The 15629-nt window shown below is 70.7% G+C and carries 19 protein-coding genes; 4 read left to right on the plus strand and 15 right to left on the minus strand.

Annotated elements, in window-relative coordinates; all coding sequences use genetic code 11:
• Positions 1 to 46: 46 nt before the first annotated feature.
• Positions 47 to 490 carry a GNAT family N-acetyltransferase gene (locus ACZ4VI_RS19890; protein WP_468000806.1) on the plus strand — a complete coding sequence of 148 codons (444 nt, stop codon included), beginning with the start codon at positions 47 to 49 and terminating at the stop codon, positions 488 to 490.
• On the opposite strand, the gene ACZ4VI_RS19895 is transcribed toward ACZ4VI_RS19890, so the two are convergent.
• From ACZ4VI_RS19895 to ACZ4VI_RS19920, 6 genes are all read right to left on the minus strand, one after another.
• Positions 474 to 692: a ferredoxin gene (locus tag ACZ4VI_RS19895; protein WP_468000807.1), complete on the minus strand. Its 219-nt coding sequence runs from the start codon at positions 690 to 692 to the stop codon at positions 474 to 476. The two genes, ACZ4VI_RS19890 and ACZ4VI_RS19895, sit on opposite strands and share 17 nt — an antisense overlap.
• On the minus strand, positions 689 to 1924 hold the full coding sequence (locus tag ACZ4VI_RS19900; protein WP_468000809.1) for a cytochrome P450: 1236 nt from the start codon (positions 1922 to 1924) through the stop codon (positions 689 to 691). Before ACZ4VI_RS19900 ends, ACZ4VI_RS19895 begins: the two co-directional genes overlap by 4 nt.
• An 18-nt stretch (positions 1925 to 1942) precedes the next feature.
• A complete protein-coding gene (locus tag ACZ4VI_RS19905; protein ID WP_468000810.1) occupies positions 1943 to 2728 on the minus strand; it encodes an ABC transporter permease in 786 nt (261 codons plus the stop codon).
• Positions 2725 to 3735: an ATP-binding cassette domain-containing protein gene (locus ACZ4VI_RS19910; protein ID WP_468000812.1), complete on the minus strand. Its 1011-nt coding sequence runs from the start codon at positions 3733 to 3735 to the stop codon at positions 2725 to 2727. Before ACZ4VI_RS19910 ends, ACZ4VI_RS19905 begins: the two co-directional genes overlap by 4 nt.
• Before the next feature lie 76 nt (positions 3736 to 3811).
• Positions 3812 to 4660, minus strand: coding sequence for a DUF4097 family beta strand repeat-containing protein (locus tag ACZ4VI_RS19915; RefSeq protein WP_468000814.1), 849 nt, complete (start codon positions 4658 to 4660; stop codon positions 3812 to 3814).
• A 103-nt stretch (positions 4661 to 4763) separates the two neighbouring features.
• The gene (locus ACZ4VI_RS19920; protein ID WP_468000816.1) at positions 4764 to 5276 is read right to left on the minus strand and encodes a hypothetical protein; all 513 of its coding nucleotides are present in this window, start codon (positions 5274 to 5276) and stop codon (positions 4764 to 4766) included.
• A 274-nt stretch (positions 5277 to 5550) separates the two neighbouring features.
• Here ACZ4VI_RS19920 and ACZ4VI_RS19925 point away from each other — a divergent pair, with 274 nt between their 5' ends.
• Together ACZ4VI_RS19925 and dapA are read left to right on the plus strand one after the other, a co-directional pair.
• Positions 5551 to 7815 (plus strand): MMPL family transporter, encoded by a 2265-nt coding sequence (locus tag ACZ4VI_RS19925; RefSeq protein WP_468000818.1) that lies wholly within the window; start codon positions 5551 to 5553, stop codon positions 7813 to 7815.
• A gap of 128 nt (positions 7816 to 7943) precedes the next feature.
• Positions 7944 to 8822 (plus strand): 4-hydroxy-tetrahydrodipicolinate synthase, encoded by an 879-nt coding sequence (dapA, locus tag ACZ4VI_RS19930; RefSeq protein WP_468000820.1) that lies wholly within the window; start codon positions 7944 to 7946, stop codon positions 8820 to 8822.
• On the opposite strand, the gene ACZ4VI_RS19935 is transcribed toward dapA, so the two are convergent.
• The 4 genes from ACZ4VI_RS19935 to ACZ4VI_RS19950 all read right to left on the minus strand — a co-directional run bounded on the left by ACZ4VI_RS19935 (position 8807) and on the right by ACZ4VI_RS19950 (position 11252).
• Positions 8807 to 9025, minus strand: a complete 219-nt coding sequence (locus ACZ4VI_RS19935) for a hypothetical protein (protein WP_468000822.1) — start codon at positions 9023 to 9025, stop codon at positions 8807 to 8809. The two genes, dapA and ACZ4VI_RS19935, sit on opposite strands and share 16 nt — an antisense overlap.
• A 75-nt stretch (positions 9026 to 9100) precedes the next feature.
• Positions 9101 to 10084, minus strand: a complete 984-nt coding sequence (gene dapD / locus ACZ4VI_RS19940; protein ID WP_468000823.1) for a 2,3,4,5-tetrahydropyridine-2,6-dicarboxylate N-succinyltransferase — start codon at positions 10082 to 10084, stop codon at positions 9101 to 9103.
• A 275-nt stretch (positions 10085 to 10359) separates the two neighbouring features.
• The gene (locus ACZ4VI_RS19945) at positions 10360 to 10932 is read right to left on the minus strand and encodes a TetR/AcrR family transcriptional regulator (protein WP_468000825.1); all 573 of its coding nucleotides are present in this window, start codon (positions 10930 to 10932) and stop codon (positions 10360 to 10362) included.
• Positions 10932 to 11252: a DMT family transporter gene (locus ACZ4VI_RS19950; RefSeq protein WP_468000827.1), complete on the minus strand. Its 321-nt coding sequence runs from the start codon at positions 11250 to 11252 to the stop codon at positions 10932 to 10934. Before ACZ4VI_RS19950 ends, ACZ4VI_RS19945 begins: the two co-directional genes overlap by 1 nt.
• Positions 11253 to 11398: 146 nt before the next feature.
• On the opposite strand from ACZ4VI_RS19950, the gene ACZ4VI_RS19955 reads away from it, so the two are divergent.
• On the plus strand, positions 11399 to 12379 hold the full coding sequence (locus ACZ4VI_RS19955) for a DUF7847 domain-containing protein (RefSeq protein ID WP_468000829.1): 981 nt from the start codon (positions 11399 to 11401) through the stop codon (positions 12377 to 12379).
• On the opposite strand, the gene ACZ4VI_RS19960 is transcribed toward ACZ4VI_RS19955, so the two are convergent.
• Genes ACZ4VI_RS19960 through sufC form a run of 5 tightly spaced genes read right to left on the minus strand, consistent with a single transcriptional unit; the run spans position 12369 to position 15622 of the window.
• Positions 12369 to 12734: a VOC family protein gene (locus ACZ4VI_RS19960; protein WP_468000830.1), complete on the minus strand. Its 366-nt coding sequence runs from the start codon at positions 12732 to 12734 to the stop codon at positions 12369 to 12371. The genes ACZ4VI_RS19955 and ACZ4VI_RS19960 overlap by 11 nt on opposite strands.
• 49 nt (positions 12735 to 12783) lie before the next feature.
• Positions 12784 to 13122 carry a metal-sulfur cluster assembly factor gene (locus ACZ4VI_RS19965; RefSeq protein ID WP_384413075.1) on the minus strand — a complete coding sequence of 113 codons (339 nt, stop codon included), beginning with the start codon at positions 13120 to 13122 and terminating at the stop codon, positions 12784 to 12786.
• Positions 13119 to 13580, minus strand: coding sequence for a Fe-S cluster assembly sulfur transfer protein SufU (sufU, locus tag ACZ4VI_RS19970; RefSeq protein ID WP_017238621.1), 462 nt, complete (start codon positions 13578 to 13580; stop codon positions 13119 to 13121). Before sufU ends, ACZ4VI_RS19965 begins: the two co-directional genes overlap by 4 nt.
• Before the next feature lie 9 nt (positions 13581 to 13589).
• On the minus strand, positions 13590 to 14858 hold the full coding sequence (locus ACZ4VI_RS19975) for a cysteine desulfurase (protein WP_468000832.1): 1269 nt from the start codon (positions 14856 to 14858) through the stop codon (positions 13590 to 13592).
• Positions 14855 to 15622, minus strand: coding sequence for a Fe-S cluster assembly ATPase SufC (gene sufC / locus ACZ4VI_RS19980; protein ID WP_468000833.1), 768 nt, complete (start codon positions 15620 to 15622; stop codon positions 14855 to 14857). Before sufC ends, ACZ4VI_RS19975 begins: the two co-directional genes overlap by 4 nt.
• Positions 15623 to 15629: the final 7 nt, after the last annotated feature.

Below are 15629 nucleotides of genomic sequence, written 5' to 3' on the forward strand. Positions count from 1 at the left end.
TGGAGAGTCAACGCGGGCGCGTAACACCGCGTGCGAGACTCGGAACGTGATCCTTCGCCCCGCCACCCGCGCCGAACTGCCCGCCGTCCTCGCGCTTCTCGCCGACGAGGAGAAGGTCGTGGACCCGGCCTCGGTCGTCGTCACCGCCGCGTACGAGCGGGCCTTCGCGGACATCGAGAGCGATCCGCGCAACGAGTTGCTGGTGCTCGTCGACGGCGGGACGGTCGTCGGCTGCCTGCAGGCGACATACATCCCCGGGCTCGGCAAGGGCGGTGCGGAGCGGGCCCTGATCGAGGCCGTACGGATCAGGGCCGACCGGCGGGGCGGCGGGCTCGGCCGGGAGCTGATGGCGCGGGCCGTGGAGCGGGCCCGCGAGCGCGGCTGCGCGCTCGTCCAGTTGACCAGCGACAGGCGGCGGACCGATGCCCACCGCTTCTACGCCTCGCTGGGCTTCGCGCGCAGCCACGACGGATTCAAGCTTCGTACGTGACGATGGCTCCGGCGGGGCAGAGCCCGACGGCCATCCGTGCGGCGGCCCGGTGTTCGGCGGCCGGCACGGGGTGGAGGAGCACCACCAGGCCTTCCTCGTCGTCCTGGTCGAAGACCTCGGGAGCCGTCAGCGCGCACATGCCGGCGCCGGCGCAGCGGTCACGGTCGACGCCGAGACGCAGCGGCTCTCGTGGGTCGCTCATGGCGTCTCCTCCTTGTCCCAGGTGACGGGCAGGCTGATCACGCCGTAGATGTTGGAGCGGTCGCGCAGCGGCACCTCCTGCGGCGGCACCGCGAGGCGCAGGGTGGGGAAGCGGGCGATGAGCGCCGGGAAGGCGACGGTCATCTCGACGCGGGCGAGCTGCTGGCCCAGGCACTGGTGGGCGCCGTGCCCGAAGGACACATGCCCGGTGGCCTTGCGGCGCACGTCGAGCCGGTCGGGGTCGGGAAACTTCCGCGGGTCGCGGTTGGCGGCCTGCACGGACACGGTCACCGTCTCGCCCGCCCTGATGAGCTGTCCCGCCAGCTCGACGTCCTCCAGGGCGGCCCGCGGCATCGGGTCGGCCACGCTGAGGTAGCGCAGCAGTTCCTCCACGGTCTGCTCCGCGAGGCCCGGGTCGGCGCGCAGCGCGTCGAACTGATCGGGGTTGCTCAGCAGGGCGAAGGTGCCGAGGGCGAGCATGTTCGCGGTGGTGTCGAGTCCGGCGGCGAGGAGCAGCCCGCCGATTCCGGCCAGCTCCTCGTCGGTGAGGTCGGAGGCGGTCAGATCGCTGAGCAGGTCGTCGGTGGGCTCGGCACGCTTGGCGAGGACCAGTTCGTTCAGGTACTGGAGCAGCGCCGTATACGCCGCGCCGATCGCTTCCGGCCCCGACGTCTGGTCGAAGACGGTCGCCACATGGCTCTGGAAGCGTTCCCGGTCGGCGTACGGCACCCCGAGCAGCTCGCAGATCATGAGCGCGGGCACGGGCTGCGCGAACGCCTCCACCAGGTCGGCCGTGGGCCCGGCCTGCTCCATGGAGTCCAGGCACTCGGCAGTGAACTGCTCGACGCGCTCGGTGAGTTGACGCATGCGACGGACGGTGAACCGCCCGGTGAGCAGGCGCCGGTAGCGGGTGTGCTCGGGGGCGTCGAGGCCAATGATGTCGCCGATCGGCGCCGGCGGCATCTCCTCGGGCATACCCGGCATGCCTATCGGCGGATGCATCAGTTCGTAACGCGAGCTGAAGCGCGGATCGGCCAGGACCGCGCGGGCCTCCGCATGGCCGGTGACCAGCCAGCCCACGTGTCCGTCTGCGTAGCGCATGCGGCGCAGCGGCTCGACGCTCAGCGCGGTGAGTTCGGCGGGCGGGTCGAAGGGGCAGCCGGTGCGCCGGTCGGTGGGCAGCGTGGGCAGCTCGTCGGCGGTGGTGCCGGTGGCTGTGGGGTCGTACGGCATGGGGTCCTCCTGTGATCGTCAGGCGTCGTTGAACTTCGAGGTCGACCAGAAGTAGCCGAGTACCGCGAGGCCGAGGCACCAGGCGACGGCGAGCCAGCCGTTGTGGCCGATCTCGGTGCCGAGGAGCAGGCCGCGCAGGGTCTCGATGGCGGGGGTGAAGGGCTGGTACTCGGCGATGGGCTGGAACCAGCCCGGCATCGCGTTCACCGGGACGAAGGCGCTGGAGATGAGCGGCAGGAAGATCAGGGGCAGTGCGTTGTTGCTGGCGGCTTCGGCGTTCGGGCTGATCAGGCCCATGCCGACCGCGATCCAGGTGAGTGCCGTGGCGAACAACGTCAGCAGTCCGAAGGCAGCGAGCCATTCCAGAGTGGTGGCGTCGGTGGAGCGGAAGCCGATGGCTACGCCGACTGCGCCGACGAGGACCACGCTGACGACCGACTGGAGCACGCTGCCGATGACGTGCCCGACGAGCACCGAACCGCGGTGGATCGCCATCGTGCGGAAGCGGGCGATGATGCCCTCGGACATGTCATTGGAGACCGAGACCGCGGTGCCGACCGTGGTGCCGCCGATGGTCATCAGCAGCAGGCCCGGGACGATGTACGCGATGTACTCGGAGCGATCGGCACCGCCGCCGCCGATGCCCGCGCTCATCACGTCGCCGAAGACGTAGACGAAGAGCAGGAGCAGGACGACCGGCGTCAGCAGCAGGTTCAGGGTGAGGGAGGGGTAGCGCCGGGCGTGCAGGAGGTTGCGGCGCAGCATGGTGGAGGAGTCGCGGACGGCGAGGGAGAGGGAGCTCATCGGACGGTCTCCTTGGGCTGGTTGGGCTGGTTGGGGATGTCGGCGCCGCCAGTCAGGGCGAAGAACACGTCGTCGAGGTCGGGGGTGTGCACGGTCAGCTCGTCCGCCTCGATGCCGGCCGAGTCCAGCCAGTCGAGGATGGAACGCAGCTCGCGCTGACTGCCGTCACTGGGGAGCTGCAGGGCGAGGGCTTCGTCGTCCCGGGAGGCCTCGCTCAGCGCGGCGGCAGCGGACTGGTACGCGGCCGGGTCGGTGAAGCGGAGCCGTACGTGTCCGCCGGGGATGAGCCGCTTCAGCTCCTCGGCCGTGCCCTCGGCGGCGATCCTGCCGTCGTTCAGGACCGCGATCCGGTCGGCGAGCTCGTCGGCCTCCTCCAGGTACTGCGTGGTGAGGAACACGGTGACGCCGCCCGTGACGAGCTCGCGGATGATCTGCCACATGTTGTGCCGGGAACGCGGGTCCAGACCAGTGGTCGGCTCGTCGAGGAAGATGATCCGCGGACTGCCGACCAGGGTCATCGCGATGTCGAGCCGGCGCTTCATGCCACCGGAGTAGGTCGACGCGGGCCTCGATGCGGCCTCGGTCAGGTCGAACCGCTCAAGCAGCTCGGCGGCGACCCGCCGCCCCTCACGCTTGGACAGGTGGTGCAGGTCCGCCATCAGGAGCATGTTCTCCTCACCGGTGATCAACCCGTCGACAGCGGAGAACTGCCCCGTGACACCGATCGCGGCACGCACGGCCTGCGCGTCGGTGGCGAGATCGTGGCCCGCGACCTGGACCTGTCCGCCGTCGGCGGCGATGAGCGTGGAAAGGATCTTCACGGCCGTGGTCTTGCCGGCACCGTTCGGCCCGAGCAGCGCGAACACGGAACCGGCCGGGATGCGCAGATCGATGCCGTCGAGGACGGTCTTGTCGCCGTACGACTTGCGCAGACCGACGGCGGAGACGGCGGCCGGCGACGGGTGACCATCACCCTGCATGGATGTGGACATGACAGAAGAAGGCATGAGGCCCTCCCGTTCGAAGGCTGAAGTGGCTGGGAAATTCGGTGAGTTGAGCCCCGGTAATCTCGGCGGCGCGGGGTCAGACCTTGGCGCGGCGGATGTCGATGTTGCCGTACCGGGTGCGGGCGCGGATCTTGACGGTGTCCTCGGAGTTCTCCGGGCCCTCGGACGCGGTGAGCGTGTTGCGCACCTGGCCGGAGCTCGAGTTGACGTCGAGCCAGGCGGCCGTGCCCTCGCGGACGCCGACGTCGATGGCGCCGTAGGACGTCTCCAACTGGATGGCGCCACGGGCCACTTCGTCCACGCGCAGGGTGCCGTGGGCGGTGGTGGCGGCCACCGAGGCCTCGGCGCGCCGGATCTCGATGTCGCCGTTGGCACCGCTCACCCGCAGCTCGCCGATCGCGGCGCCGATGGTCGTGGTGCCGTGCGAGTTCTTCAGGACGGCGGGGCCGTCGACGAGGCCGACACGCAGGCTGCCGGAGCTGGTGGTGATCTCGGCCATGCCCTCGACCCGGTCCACGGTGATCGAGCCGTGCGACGCGGTCAGCTTCAGCGGACCGGTCGTGTCGAAGCGCGCGTCGCCGGACGAGGTCTTCACGCGGACCTCGCCGAGCCGGCCCTCGCCGAGCACCTGGGCCCAGGCGCCGGTCATGTCGACGCTCGAACCCGCGGGCAGTTCGACCGTGACGTCGACGGTGCCGGTGCGGCCGAGGCCGAACCGGTTGCCCTTGGGCGTCCTGACGGTCAGCAGGCCCCTCGCGTACGTGACCTCGGTCTGGTCGGCCGCCCGTACGTCCAGGTCCTTCTTCGGGTCGCGGGGCCGCGCCTCGACGACGGTGTCGAGGCGGTCGCCCGCGGTGAACTGGATGGAACCGGCCTCCACGTGCGCGGTGACCGAGATCGGTTCGGGAGTGTCGAAAGAAGGCATGGCTGTCCCGTCCTCTTGGGTCCTTGGGACGTCCCCGCTGGTGGGACGTGGTGTGGGTGCTGTGCTGGTCTTTTCTTTTCGGCGGTGCGGTCAGGGCCCGCGTCTAGCGCACCCAGCCCGTGAAGCTCTGCCCGACGGTCTGGGCCTTCTCCGGCGTACGCGGCCGGGTGCCGCCCTCGACCGCGGCCGACACGGCCCGCACCAGCCACGCGTTGACCGATAGGCCCTCGCGGCTCGCGGCCTCCTCGGCGCGCGCCTTGAGGTGGGCCGGCAGACGCAGATTGACGCGGGCGGTGCCGCCCTCGTCCGTGTCGGCGGAGACCGGGGCCGGTGCGGGCGCCGGTACGTCGAGTGGTTCGGTACGGTCCTCGCGCTGCGGCAGCACCACCACGAACTCCGGGTCGAGTCCGCGCAGCCGCACGTCGACCGAGCCTGGCGCCAGCTCCCGCGTGACCTCACCCATGGCGGCGGACAGCGCGTTGAGCAGGGTGAGCCGGGTGGCGGACTCCAGGGGGGCGGTGAGCCGCTCGGCGAGGGCGCGGGCTTCGGCACCGCCGGCGTCCGCCGCGACGGCGAGTTCTTGCCGGAGGTTGTCGACGTAGGGCGTGAGGTCCATGACGCCATGGTGGCACACCCTTGGCGCCATGGCGAGCCAAGTTGGCTCCTTTTTCGCTAAGACCGCGGTGACCAGGAGTTTCTTCCTCGAATTGGCGCGCCATGGCGCCGTATCGGCAAGGGATTGGCTTGCGGTGACGCCACAGTGATGCCATGGTGACGCCATCGAGCGCCGCAGGTCTGGCACCACTGGACCGCCTGCCTGGCGTCATGTGATGCGGGCGCTCCCCATGCCCTTCCGACCCCTCCCTGCCCACCGACAGGAGTTCCCAGCCGTGGCTACCTTCCTCTACAAACTGGGCCGTCTCGCCTTCCGGCGCCGATGGCTGATGGCGCTGCTCTGGGTGGTGATCTTCTGCGGTGCGGGCCTCGCCGCCTCCTCCGCGCAGGCGCCGCCCGCCGACACCTTCTCGATGCCCGGCACGGAGTCGCAGAAGGCCTTCGACCTCCTGGAGCGGAAGTTCCCTGACGCGCGCGCCGACGGGGCGAGCGCCCGGGTCGTGGTCCGGGCGCCCCAGGGCGAAAAGCTCTCCGCCCCCGAGCAGAAGGCCCATGTCGCGGCGCTGGTCGCGCAGTTGAAGAAGTCCCCGCAAGTGGTCTCGGTGAGCGACCCGTTCACGACGAACGCGGTGAGCAAGGACGGCACCACCGCCTACGCCATCGCCACCTACGAGGTCCCCGCCACCAAGGTGAGTGACACGGCGCACGAGGCGCTCGACGACGCGCTGGCCACAGCCCGCGACGGCGGTCTGACCGCGGAGGCCGGCGGCGACGCCGTGAAGATCGAGGCCGCGATGGGCGGCACCGGCGAGCAGATCGGCATCGTGGTCTCCGCCGTGGTCCTGATCCTCACCTTCGGCTCGGTGATCGCCGCCGGAATGCCGCTGCTCACGGCCCTCATCGGCGTCGGCGTCGGCATCTCCGCGATCACGGCGCTCGGCACCACCCTCGGACTGTCCGGCAACACCTCCACCCTGTCGATGATGCTCGGCCTCGCCGTCGGCATCGACTACGCGCTGTTCGTCGTCTCCCGCTACCGCGCCGAGCTCACCGAGGGCCGCGACCGCGCCGACGCCGCGGGGCGGGCGGTCGGCACCGCGGGCTCCGCGGTCGTCTTCGCCGGGCTCACCGTCATCGTGGCCCTCGCGGGCCTGGCCGTGGTGAACATCCCGATGCTCACCAAGATGGGCCTCGCCGCCGCGGGCACCGTCGCCGTCTCCGTACTGATCGCCCTCACACTCGTACCGGCGCTGCTCGGCTTCGCGCCGGTCAAGGTGCTGCGCCGCCGCGACCGCGCACGGTTCTCCGGCAAGCCGCTCAGCCCCCGCCGGCAGCGCAAGGCCGCCGAGTACGCCGAGAAGGACGCGCGCCGCAAGCCCAACCTCGGCTCACGCTGGGCCAGTTACGTCCTGCGCCACCCCGTCGCCGTACTGCTCGTGGCCGTCGTCGGCCTGGGCACGGTCGCCGTGCCCGCCGCCGGCCTGGAGCTCGGCCTGCCCGGCGAGGGCACCATGGCCCCCGACACCACCCAGCGCAAGGCCTACGACATGCTCTCGGAGTCCTTCGGCGCCGGGTTCAACGGGCCTCTGATGATCACCGTGGAAGGCCCGGACGCGGCCGCCGCGGCCGACACCGTCGGCAAGCGGCTCGCCGAGCAGGATGGCGTCGCCACCGTCACCCCGGCCACGCCCAACGAGGCCGGCGACACCGCGATCCTCAGTGTCGTCCCGACCACCGGCCCCACCGACGGCGCGACCGAGGACCTGGTGCGCTCGATCCGCGCCCTCGCCGACGGCTTCCGGGCCGACACCGGCGCCGAGGTCCTCGTCACCGGCCAGACCGCGATGTTCATCGACTTCTCCAAGACCCTCGACGACGCGCTGCTTCCCTACCTCGGCCTGGTCGTGGGCCTGGCGTTCCTGCTCCTGATGGTGGTCTTCCGCTCGGTTCTGGTGCCGCTCAAGGCCGCGCTCGGCTTCCTGCTCTCGGTGACGGCGGCGCTCGGTGCGGTGGTGGCCGTCTTCCAGTGGGGCTGGCTCGCCGAGGTCTTCGGCGTCGATCAGCCGAGCCCGATCATGAGCACGATGCCGATCTTCATGATCGGTGTGGTCTTCGGCCTCGCCATGGACTACGAGGTGTTCCTGGTGACCCGCATGCGGGAGGCGTACGTCCACGGGGCGCGGCCCGCCGAGGCCGTCGTCACCGGCTTCCGCTACGGCGGCCGGGTGGTCGCCGCTGCCGCCGCCATCATGATCAGCGTGTTCTCCGGCTTCATCGCGGAGGACAACGACTTCATCAAGATGATCGGCTTCGGCCTCGCGGCCGCGGTGCTCTTCGACGCCTTCATCGTCCGCATGACGATCGTGCCCGCCCTGTTCGCCCTGCTCGGCAAGACCGCCTGGTGGCTGCCGCGCTGGCTCGACCGGCTGCTGCCCGACCTCGACGTCGAGGGCGAGAAGCTCTCCCGCACGACCGCCCCGGCCGGCGGGGTGGCGCCTCCGCGCCGCGCACACGAACTGGTCGATCAGGCACCACGGTAGACCGTGGTCAGGCCCAGCGGCTGGACGCCGCTGGGCCTGCCGGGTGTCCCATACTTCAGCGACACTCACCCCTCACCCCAAGCAGAACTAAGTGGACCTTCACCGTCAGGGCCACGCAGACTTCCCTGATGAGTACTGAACGCCCCTTCGGCCGGGCCCTCTGCGCGATGATCACCCCCTTCACCGCCTCCGGCGAACTGGATCTCGACGCCGCCCGCGTGCACGCAGCCCACCTGGTCTCCGAGGGCTGCGACGGCCTCGTCCTCAACGGCACCACCGGCGAGTCCCCGACCACCACGGACGCCGAGAAGGCCGCCCTGATCGAGGCGGTCCGCGAGGCCGTCGGCCCCGGCCCCGCCGTCCTCGCGGGCGTCGGCACCTCCGACACCCGCCACACGGTCGAGCTGGCGCGCCAGGCCGAGAAGGCGGGCGCGGACGGGCTCCTGGTCGTCACCCCGTACTACAGCCGTCCGCCACAGGCTGCGATCGAGGCGCACTTCCTCAGGGTCGCCGACGCGACCGGCCTGCCGGTGATGCTGTACGACATCCCCGGCCGCACGGGCACCCGGATCGAGCCGGCGACGATGCTGCGGCTCGCCGACCACCCGAGGATCGTCGCCGTCAAGGACTGCGCCTACGACCTGCTCGGCTCGTCGAAGGTGATCGCCCGCACCTCGCTCGCGTACTACTCCGGCTGCGAGGAGCTGAACCTGCCGCTGTACGCGGTGGGCGGCGCCGGTTTCGTCAGTACGGTGGCCAACGTGGCGCCCCGTCAGATGCGGGCCGTGCTCGACGCCTTCGACCGCGGCGACACGGCCGGGGCCGCCCGGCTGAACGCGCTCACGCTGCCGCTCGCCGAGCTGATGATGGCCTCCGGCCTGCCGGGTACGGTGACGGCCAAGGCGCTCCTCGGCGACTACGTCCGGGAACCGCTGCAGCCCGCCGACCTGGAGGCGGTCGACGGGCTGCGGGCGGCGTACGAGGATCTGGTTCAGTCGAACACGTAGGTGGTGCCGAACAGCGCCGCGTGTTCGAGCACGTCCTCCAGCGGGTCGTCGATCTGACCGGTGTGGAGGGTGAGGCTGGGACCGTTCTGGACGGTCGGGCCGTTGTGCGTGCGCGTGTGCGTCTCGTCCGCCGAGGCGGCCCCGGCGGACAGCAGGACGGCCGCGACGCTCAGCATTCCGACAACGGTGGGCCTCGTCCTCATATCGACTCCTCGCCTTGTCTGTTCGTGTGACCCTGCGTCGTCCTGCTAACGCAGCGTCACACGACCAGGTCACGCTCAGTTGTGGCTGTGGAGGATCTCGTTGAGCCCGCCCCACACCGCGTTGTTCGGGCGGGCCTCGACGGCGCCGGTCACCGAGTTGCGGCGGAAGAGGATGTTGTCGCCACCGGAGAGGTCGCGGGCCTTGACGATCTGGCCGTCGGGCATCGTGACGCGCGTTCCGGCTGTGACGTACAGGCCGGCCTCGACGACGCACTCGTCGCCGAGCGCGATGCCGACGCCCGCCTCGGCGCCGATGAGGCAGCGCTCGCCGATGGAGATGATGACGTTGCCGCCGCCGGAGAGGGTGCCCATGGTGGAGGCGCCGCCGCCGATGTCGGAGCCGTCGCCGATGACGACGCCGGCGGAGATACGGCCCTCGACCATCGAGGTGCCGAGGGTTCCGGCGTTGAAGTTGACGAAGCCCTCGTGCATGACGGTGGTGCCGGCGGCGAGGTGCGCGCCGAGGCGGACCCGGTCGGCGTCGGCGATCCGGACGCCGGCGGGGACGACGTAGTCGGTCATGCGCGGGAACTTGTCGACCGAGGTCACCTGGAGGTGCAGACCCTCGGCGCGGGCGTTGAGGCGGACCCTCTCGATGTCGTCGACGGCGACCGGGCCGAGCGAGGTCCAGGCGACGTTGGCGAGCAGGCCGAAGACGCCGTCGAGGCTCTGGCCGTGCGGCTTGACCAGCCGGTGGCTGAGCAGGTGCAGCCGCAGGTAGGCGTCGTGGGCGTCGAGCGGCTTGTCGTCGAGCGAGGAGATGACGGTACGGACGGCGACCACCTCGACGCCACGGCGGGCGTCCACGCCGAGGGCCTTGGCCGCGCCCTCACCGAGGGCGTTGACGGCGGCGTCGGGGGTGAGCCGCTCGGTCCCGGCGGGCCCGGGGGCGTCGGTCAGCTCGGGGGCGGGGAACCAGGTGTCGAGAACGGTGCCGTCGCCGGCGATGGTGGCAAGGCCGGCGGCGACGGCGCCGGTGGTGCGAGGAGCAGTGGTCATACGGAAAACCTAACGGTCGCGACGGCACCCGGGCCAACCGGTCTCAGGTACCGGTCGAGGCCTCGGCGATTCCGACGACACCGACGGCCGCCCACTCGTCGAATCCCCCGGGGCACCCGCCCCCGGCCCCGCGCCGGGCCGGACGCGGCCCGGCCACCGGTCCGGGCGCGCGGCCGGGCACGAGGCCGGGCACCAGTCCGGCCGCGGGCCGAGGCGCGGGCCCGGGCGCCGGGCCGAGGCACCGGGCCCAGGCGCCCGGCCGCGCCGTGCCCCCGCTAGCCGTCGGCGCCCGGTCCGAGCGGTCGTGCCGCCAGCAGCCTCGTCAGCATCTCGCGCGCGTACTCCTCGTCGTACGCCGCTCCGGTCAGCAGTACCTGGAGGCAGATGCCGTCCATCAGCGCGACGAGTGCGCGGGCGGTGGCGGGGTCGGTGTGCTGGGACAGGGTCTCGGTGACGGCCTGCGTCCACTCCGCCGCCACGGGGCGCAGGGCGGGTCGGCGTAGGGCGGCGAGGTAGAGCTCGTACTCCAGCTCCACCCGGTTCCGCTCGCCGGCCAGCCACCGCCCCATCAGCCGGGCGAGGGCCGCAGCGAGGTCGGTCTCCGGGGCGGCGAGCTCCGCGCTCTCGCGCAGCTCCCGGCCGAAGCCCTCGTTGGCCTGGCGCAGGGCGGCGACGAGGAGTTCGTCGAGGGAGGCGAAGTGGTACGTCGTGGAGCCGAGCGGCACGTCCGCCTCCGCGGCGACCGTACGGTGGCTCAGCCCGGCGATCCCCCGGGTGCCGACCACGCGCAACGCGGCGTCGACGATCCGCTGCCGTCGCTCCGGGTCGTGGCGGCGGGGGCGGGCCATCAGTGCGCTCCCCCCATGTTGAGCACGAGCACGCCCGCGATGATCAGCAGGACCCCGGCGACCTTGGCGACGCTGAAGGTCTCGTTCATGAAGAGGATGCCGATGGCGGCGACGGCGGCGGTGCCCACGCCCGACCAGATCGCGTAGGCGGTGCCGACCTGGAGGGTCCTGAGCGCCTGGGCGAGCAGCGCGAAGGCTATGACGTAGCCCGCGCCCGTGATGAGCGAGGGCCAGAGGCGGGAGAAGCCCTCGCTGTACTTCATCGAGACCGTCGCGATGATCTCCGCCGTGATGGCGCCTGCCAGCAGCCCGTATCCCATGCGTACCACCGTACACAGCAATATGTACGGTCGTACACAAGGGCTGCCGCTACGGTGTGCGCATGACATACGCCTCGGGACCGTACGGCTACGGTTATCCCCCTCCGCCCCCGCCGCCGAAGCCCGGCGTGATACCCCTGGCGCCCATGGGTCTCAGCCAGATCCTGACCGGCGCCTTCGCCACGATCGGCCGCTACTGGAAGCAGCTGCTCGGCGTCGCCGCGGCCGCGTTCGGCGCGGCCCTGCTGCTGCTCGCGGCGGCCGTCGGCGTCGCGTACGCGGCCGTCGGCGACCATCTGGCCGGGGTCTTCGACCTGCCGAGCGGGCAGGAACCGAGCTGGGAGGACGGCCGTCCGCTGTTGATCGCCTTCGGCTGTGTGTGGCTGATCGCCATGGCCGGGATGGTGGTCGCGAGCGCCGTCGTACACGCGGCGTGCCCTGTCGTCGTCCAGGAGGCGGTCCTCGGCCGCAGCACGACCTTCGGAGCGGTCTGGCGCCGAGCCTGGTCACGGATGCCCTCGGTCCTGGGCGCCGTCTTCCTGACGCTGCTGCTGACCGTACCGGTCCCGCTCATCGTGTTCGTGGCCACGTTCGCCGGTCTGCTGGTGGCCCTCTCGGGGTCGGGCCCGGTGGCGCTGGTGGTCCTGTCGTTCGGGGGCGCCGTGCTGGCCACCCTGCTGACCGCCCCGCTCGCCGCGTGGCTCTGGGTGAAGTTCAGCCTCGCCCCCACGGCCGCGGTCATCGAGGACCAGGGCGCCACGGCCTCGATGCGCCGCTCGTCCCAACTGGTCCGCGGCTCGTGGTGGCGGATCTTCGGCGGCACGCTGGCGGCCGGTGTCATCGCGGCGGTGGTCAACTGGGTGCTCCAGCAGGTCCTCGCCCCGCTGCTCTCCGCCTCGCTCTCCTTCACCGACGGCCCCGACCCCGAGTCCCCCGGGGAGCTCCTGCTTCTCGTCGTGCCCGTGGCCGTGATCGCGATCATCGGCTCGCTGATCGGGCAGTTCGTCTCCTCGGTCTTCCCGCCGCTGGTGACCGGTCTGCTCTACATCGACCAGCGCATCCGCCGCGAGAACCTGGCCCCGGCCCTCGCCGAGGCGGCGGCCGGGGCGCCTCCGTTCAGTCGGTGAGGGACCGCTTCGGACGCAGTACGCAGAACTCGTTGCCCTCGGGGTCGGCGAGGACGGCCCAGGTCACGTCCTCGCCCTGACCGACGTCGACCCGCCGGGCGCCGAGCGCGATGATCCTGGCGACCTCCGCCTCCTGGTCGTCGGGCGAGAGGTCGATGTGGAGCCGGTTCTTGACGGTCTTGGACTCGGGCACCGGCAGGAAGCACATCCCGGGCCAGGCGTGCTCGTCGGCTCCGATGACGATCTCGTCCTCCGCCTCGAAGAGGATCTTCCAGTCCAGGACCTGGGCCCAGAACCGGGCCTGGCCCGGGAGATCGTGGGCGTCGACGGCGAGGTGGTACATGCGAACGGCCATGCCCGCCAGTATGACTGGAGGGCATGGCCGTTCGCGTGAGAGACAGCGGTCAGACGTTGAAGCCGAGCGCGCGCAGCTGCTCGCGACCGTCGTCCGTGATCTTGTCCGGGCCCCACGGCGGCATCCAGACCCAGTTGATCTTCAGCTCGTTGACGATGCCGTCGGTGGCGGCCTTCGCCTGGTCCTCGATCACGTCGGTCAGCGGACACGCCGCCGACGTCAGGGTCATGTCCAGCGTCGCGACGTTCGAGTCGTCGATGTGGATGCCGTAGATCAGGCCGAGGTTGACCACGTCGATGCCCAGCTCGGGGTCGACGACGTCGTACAGCGCCTCGCGGATCTCTTCTTCTGAGGCCGGCTTCATCGTGGCCTCGGCGTTCTCGGTCATGCCGACTTCCTCTCCGCGTCACCCAGAGCCTGGGCCGTCGCGTCCTTCCACGCCATCCAGCTGAGCAGCGCGCACTTCACCCGGGCCGGGTACTTGGAGACGCCCGCGAACGCGACCGCGTCCTCCAGGATCTCCTCCATCGCGTCGTCCGGCTCGATCTGGCCCTTGGACTGCATCAGCTCCAGGAACGTGCCCTGGATCTTCTGCGCCTCGGCCAGCTCCTTGCCGACGAGCAGCTCGTTCAGGACCGAGGCCGAAGCCTGGCTGATCGAGCAGCCCTGACCCTCGTACGAGACGTCCTCGATCCGCGAGCCGTCGTACTTCACCCGGAGCGTGATCTCGTCGCCGCACGTCGGGTTGACGTGGTGCACCTCGGCGTCGCCGTCCCGAAGACCGCGCCCGTGCGGGTGCTTGTAGTGGTCCAGGATGACGTCCTGGTACATCGAATCCAGCTTCACGAGGGTCCCCTAGCCGAAGAAGTTCCGTACGTGCTCCAGACCCTCGACCAGGGCGTCGACCTCGGCCGGGGTGGAGTACAGATAGAACGACGCTCGCGTGGTCGCGGGAATTCCGTACCGCAGGCAGACCGGCCGCGCGCAGTGGTGGCCGACCCGGACCGCGATGCCCTGCTCGTCCAGGACCTGGCCCACGTCGTGCGGGTGGATGTCGCCGAGCACGAAGGAGATCGCCGCGCCGCGGTCCTCGGCCGTGGTGGGGCCGATGATCCGCAGGTCCGGCACCTCCTGGAGGCGGCGGACGGCGTACTCGGTGATCGCGTGCTCGTGGCGCGCGATGTTCTCCATGCCGATCGCCGACAGGTAGTCCACGGCCGCGCCGAGGCCGACGGCCTGGGCGATCGGGGGCGTACCCGCCTCGAACTTGTGCGGAGCCGGAGCGTACGTCGAGGAGTGCATCGAGACGGTCTCGATCATCTCGCCGCCGCCGAGGAACGGAGGCAGGTCCTCCAGGAGCTCCTGCCGTCCCCACAGCACGCCGATGCCGGTCGGGCCGCACATCTTGTGGCCGGTGAAGGCCACGAAGTCGGCCTGCAGCGCCTGCACGTCGAGCACCATGTGCGGGGCCGCCTGCGAGGCGTCGATGCAGACCAGCGCACCGACCTCCTGCGCACGCCGGATGATCGTCTCGACCGGGTTGATCGTGCCCAGCAGGTTCGAGACCAGCGTGAACGAGACGATCTTGGTCTTCTCGGTGATGACCTCTTCGATGTTCGAGAGGTCGAGACGGCCGTCGTCGGTGAGGCCGAACCACTTCAGCTTCGCGCCGGTGCGCTGCGAGAGCAGCTGCCACGGCACGATGTTGGAGTGGTGCTCCATCTCCGTGATGGCGATCTCGGTCTCGTGGTCCACGCGGTAGGGCTCGTCGGCCCAGCCCAGCATGTTGGCCACGAGGTTGAGCGACTCGGAGGCGTTCTTGGTGAAGATCACCTCGTCGCGGCTCGGCGCGTTGATGAACGCCGCGACCTTGTCACGGGCGCCCTCGTACAGCGCCGTCGCCTCCTCGGCGACGAGGTAGACGCCGCGGTGGACATTGGCGTTGTGGCGCTCGTAGTACTCGTTGAGCGCGTCGAGGACCTGGCGCGGCTTCTGCGAGGTCGCCGCGGAGTCCAGGTACACGATCTTCTTGCCGTCGTGGACCACGCGATCCAGGAGCGGGAAGTCCTTGCGGATCGCCTCGGTGTCGAGGAGGCCGGAGAGCCCCTGATGGGCAATTGTCACGCGGATACGCCACCCTTCGTGCTGTACGCCTCGTAGCCCTCGTTCTCCAGCTTGTCGGCGAGCTCGGCGCCGCCGGACTCGACGATGCGGCCCTCGGAGAAGACGTGGACGAAGTCGGGCTTGATGTAGCGGAGAATCCGCGTGTAGTGCGTGATCAGCAGGGTGCCGACCTCGCCGGTCTCGCGGACACGGTTGACGCCCTCGGAGACGATGCGAAGCGCGTCGACGTCGAGGCCGGAGTCGGTCTCGTCGAGGATCGCGATCTTCGGCTTGAGCAGTTCGAGCTGGAGGATCTCGTGGCGCTTCTTCTCGCCGCCGGAGAAGCCCTCGTTGACGTTGCGCTCGGCGAAGGCCGGGTCCATCTGGAGCTTCTCCATGGCCTCCTTGACCTCCTTCACCCAGGTGCGCAGCTTGGGCGCCTCGCCGCGGACCGCGGTGGCGGAGGTGCGCAGGAAGTTGGAGACCGAGACGCCGGGGACCTCGACCGGGTACTGCATGGCCAGGAAGACGCCGGCGCGGGCGCGCTCGTCGACGGACATCTCCAGGACGTCCTCGCCGTCCAGGGTCACGGTGCCACCGGTAACCGTGTACTTCGGGTGGCCCGCGAGGGAGTACGCCAGGGTCGACTTGCCGGAGCCGTTCGGGCCCATGATGGCGTGGGTCTCGCCCTGCTTCACGGTCAGGTCGACGCCCTTGAGGATCTCCCGGGGGCCGTTCTCGGCCTCGACGGAAACGTGCAGGTCGCGGATTTCAAGCGTTGCCATGGGTGAC

Source organism: Streptomyces sp. NPDC029169, assembly GCF_055563935.1.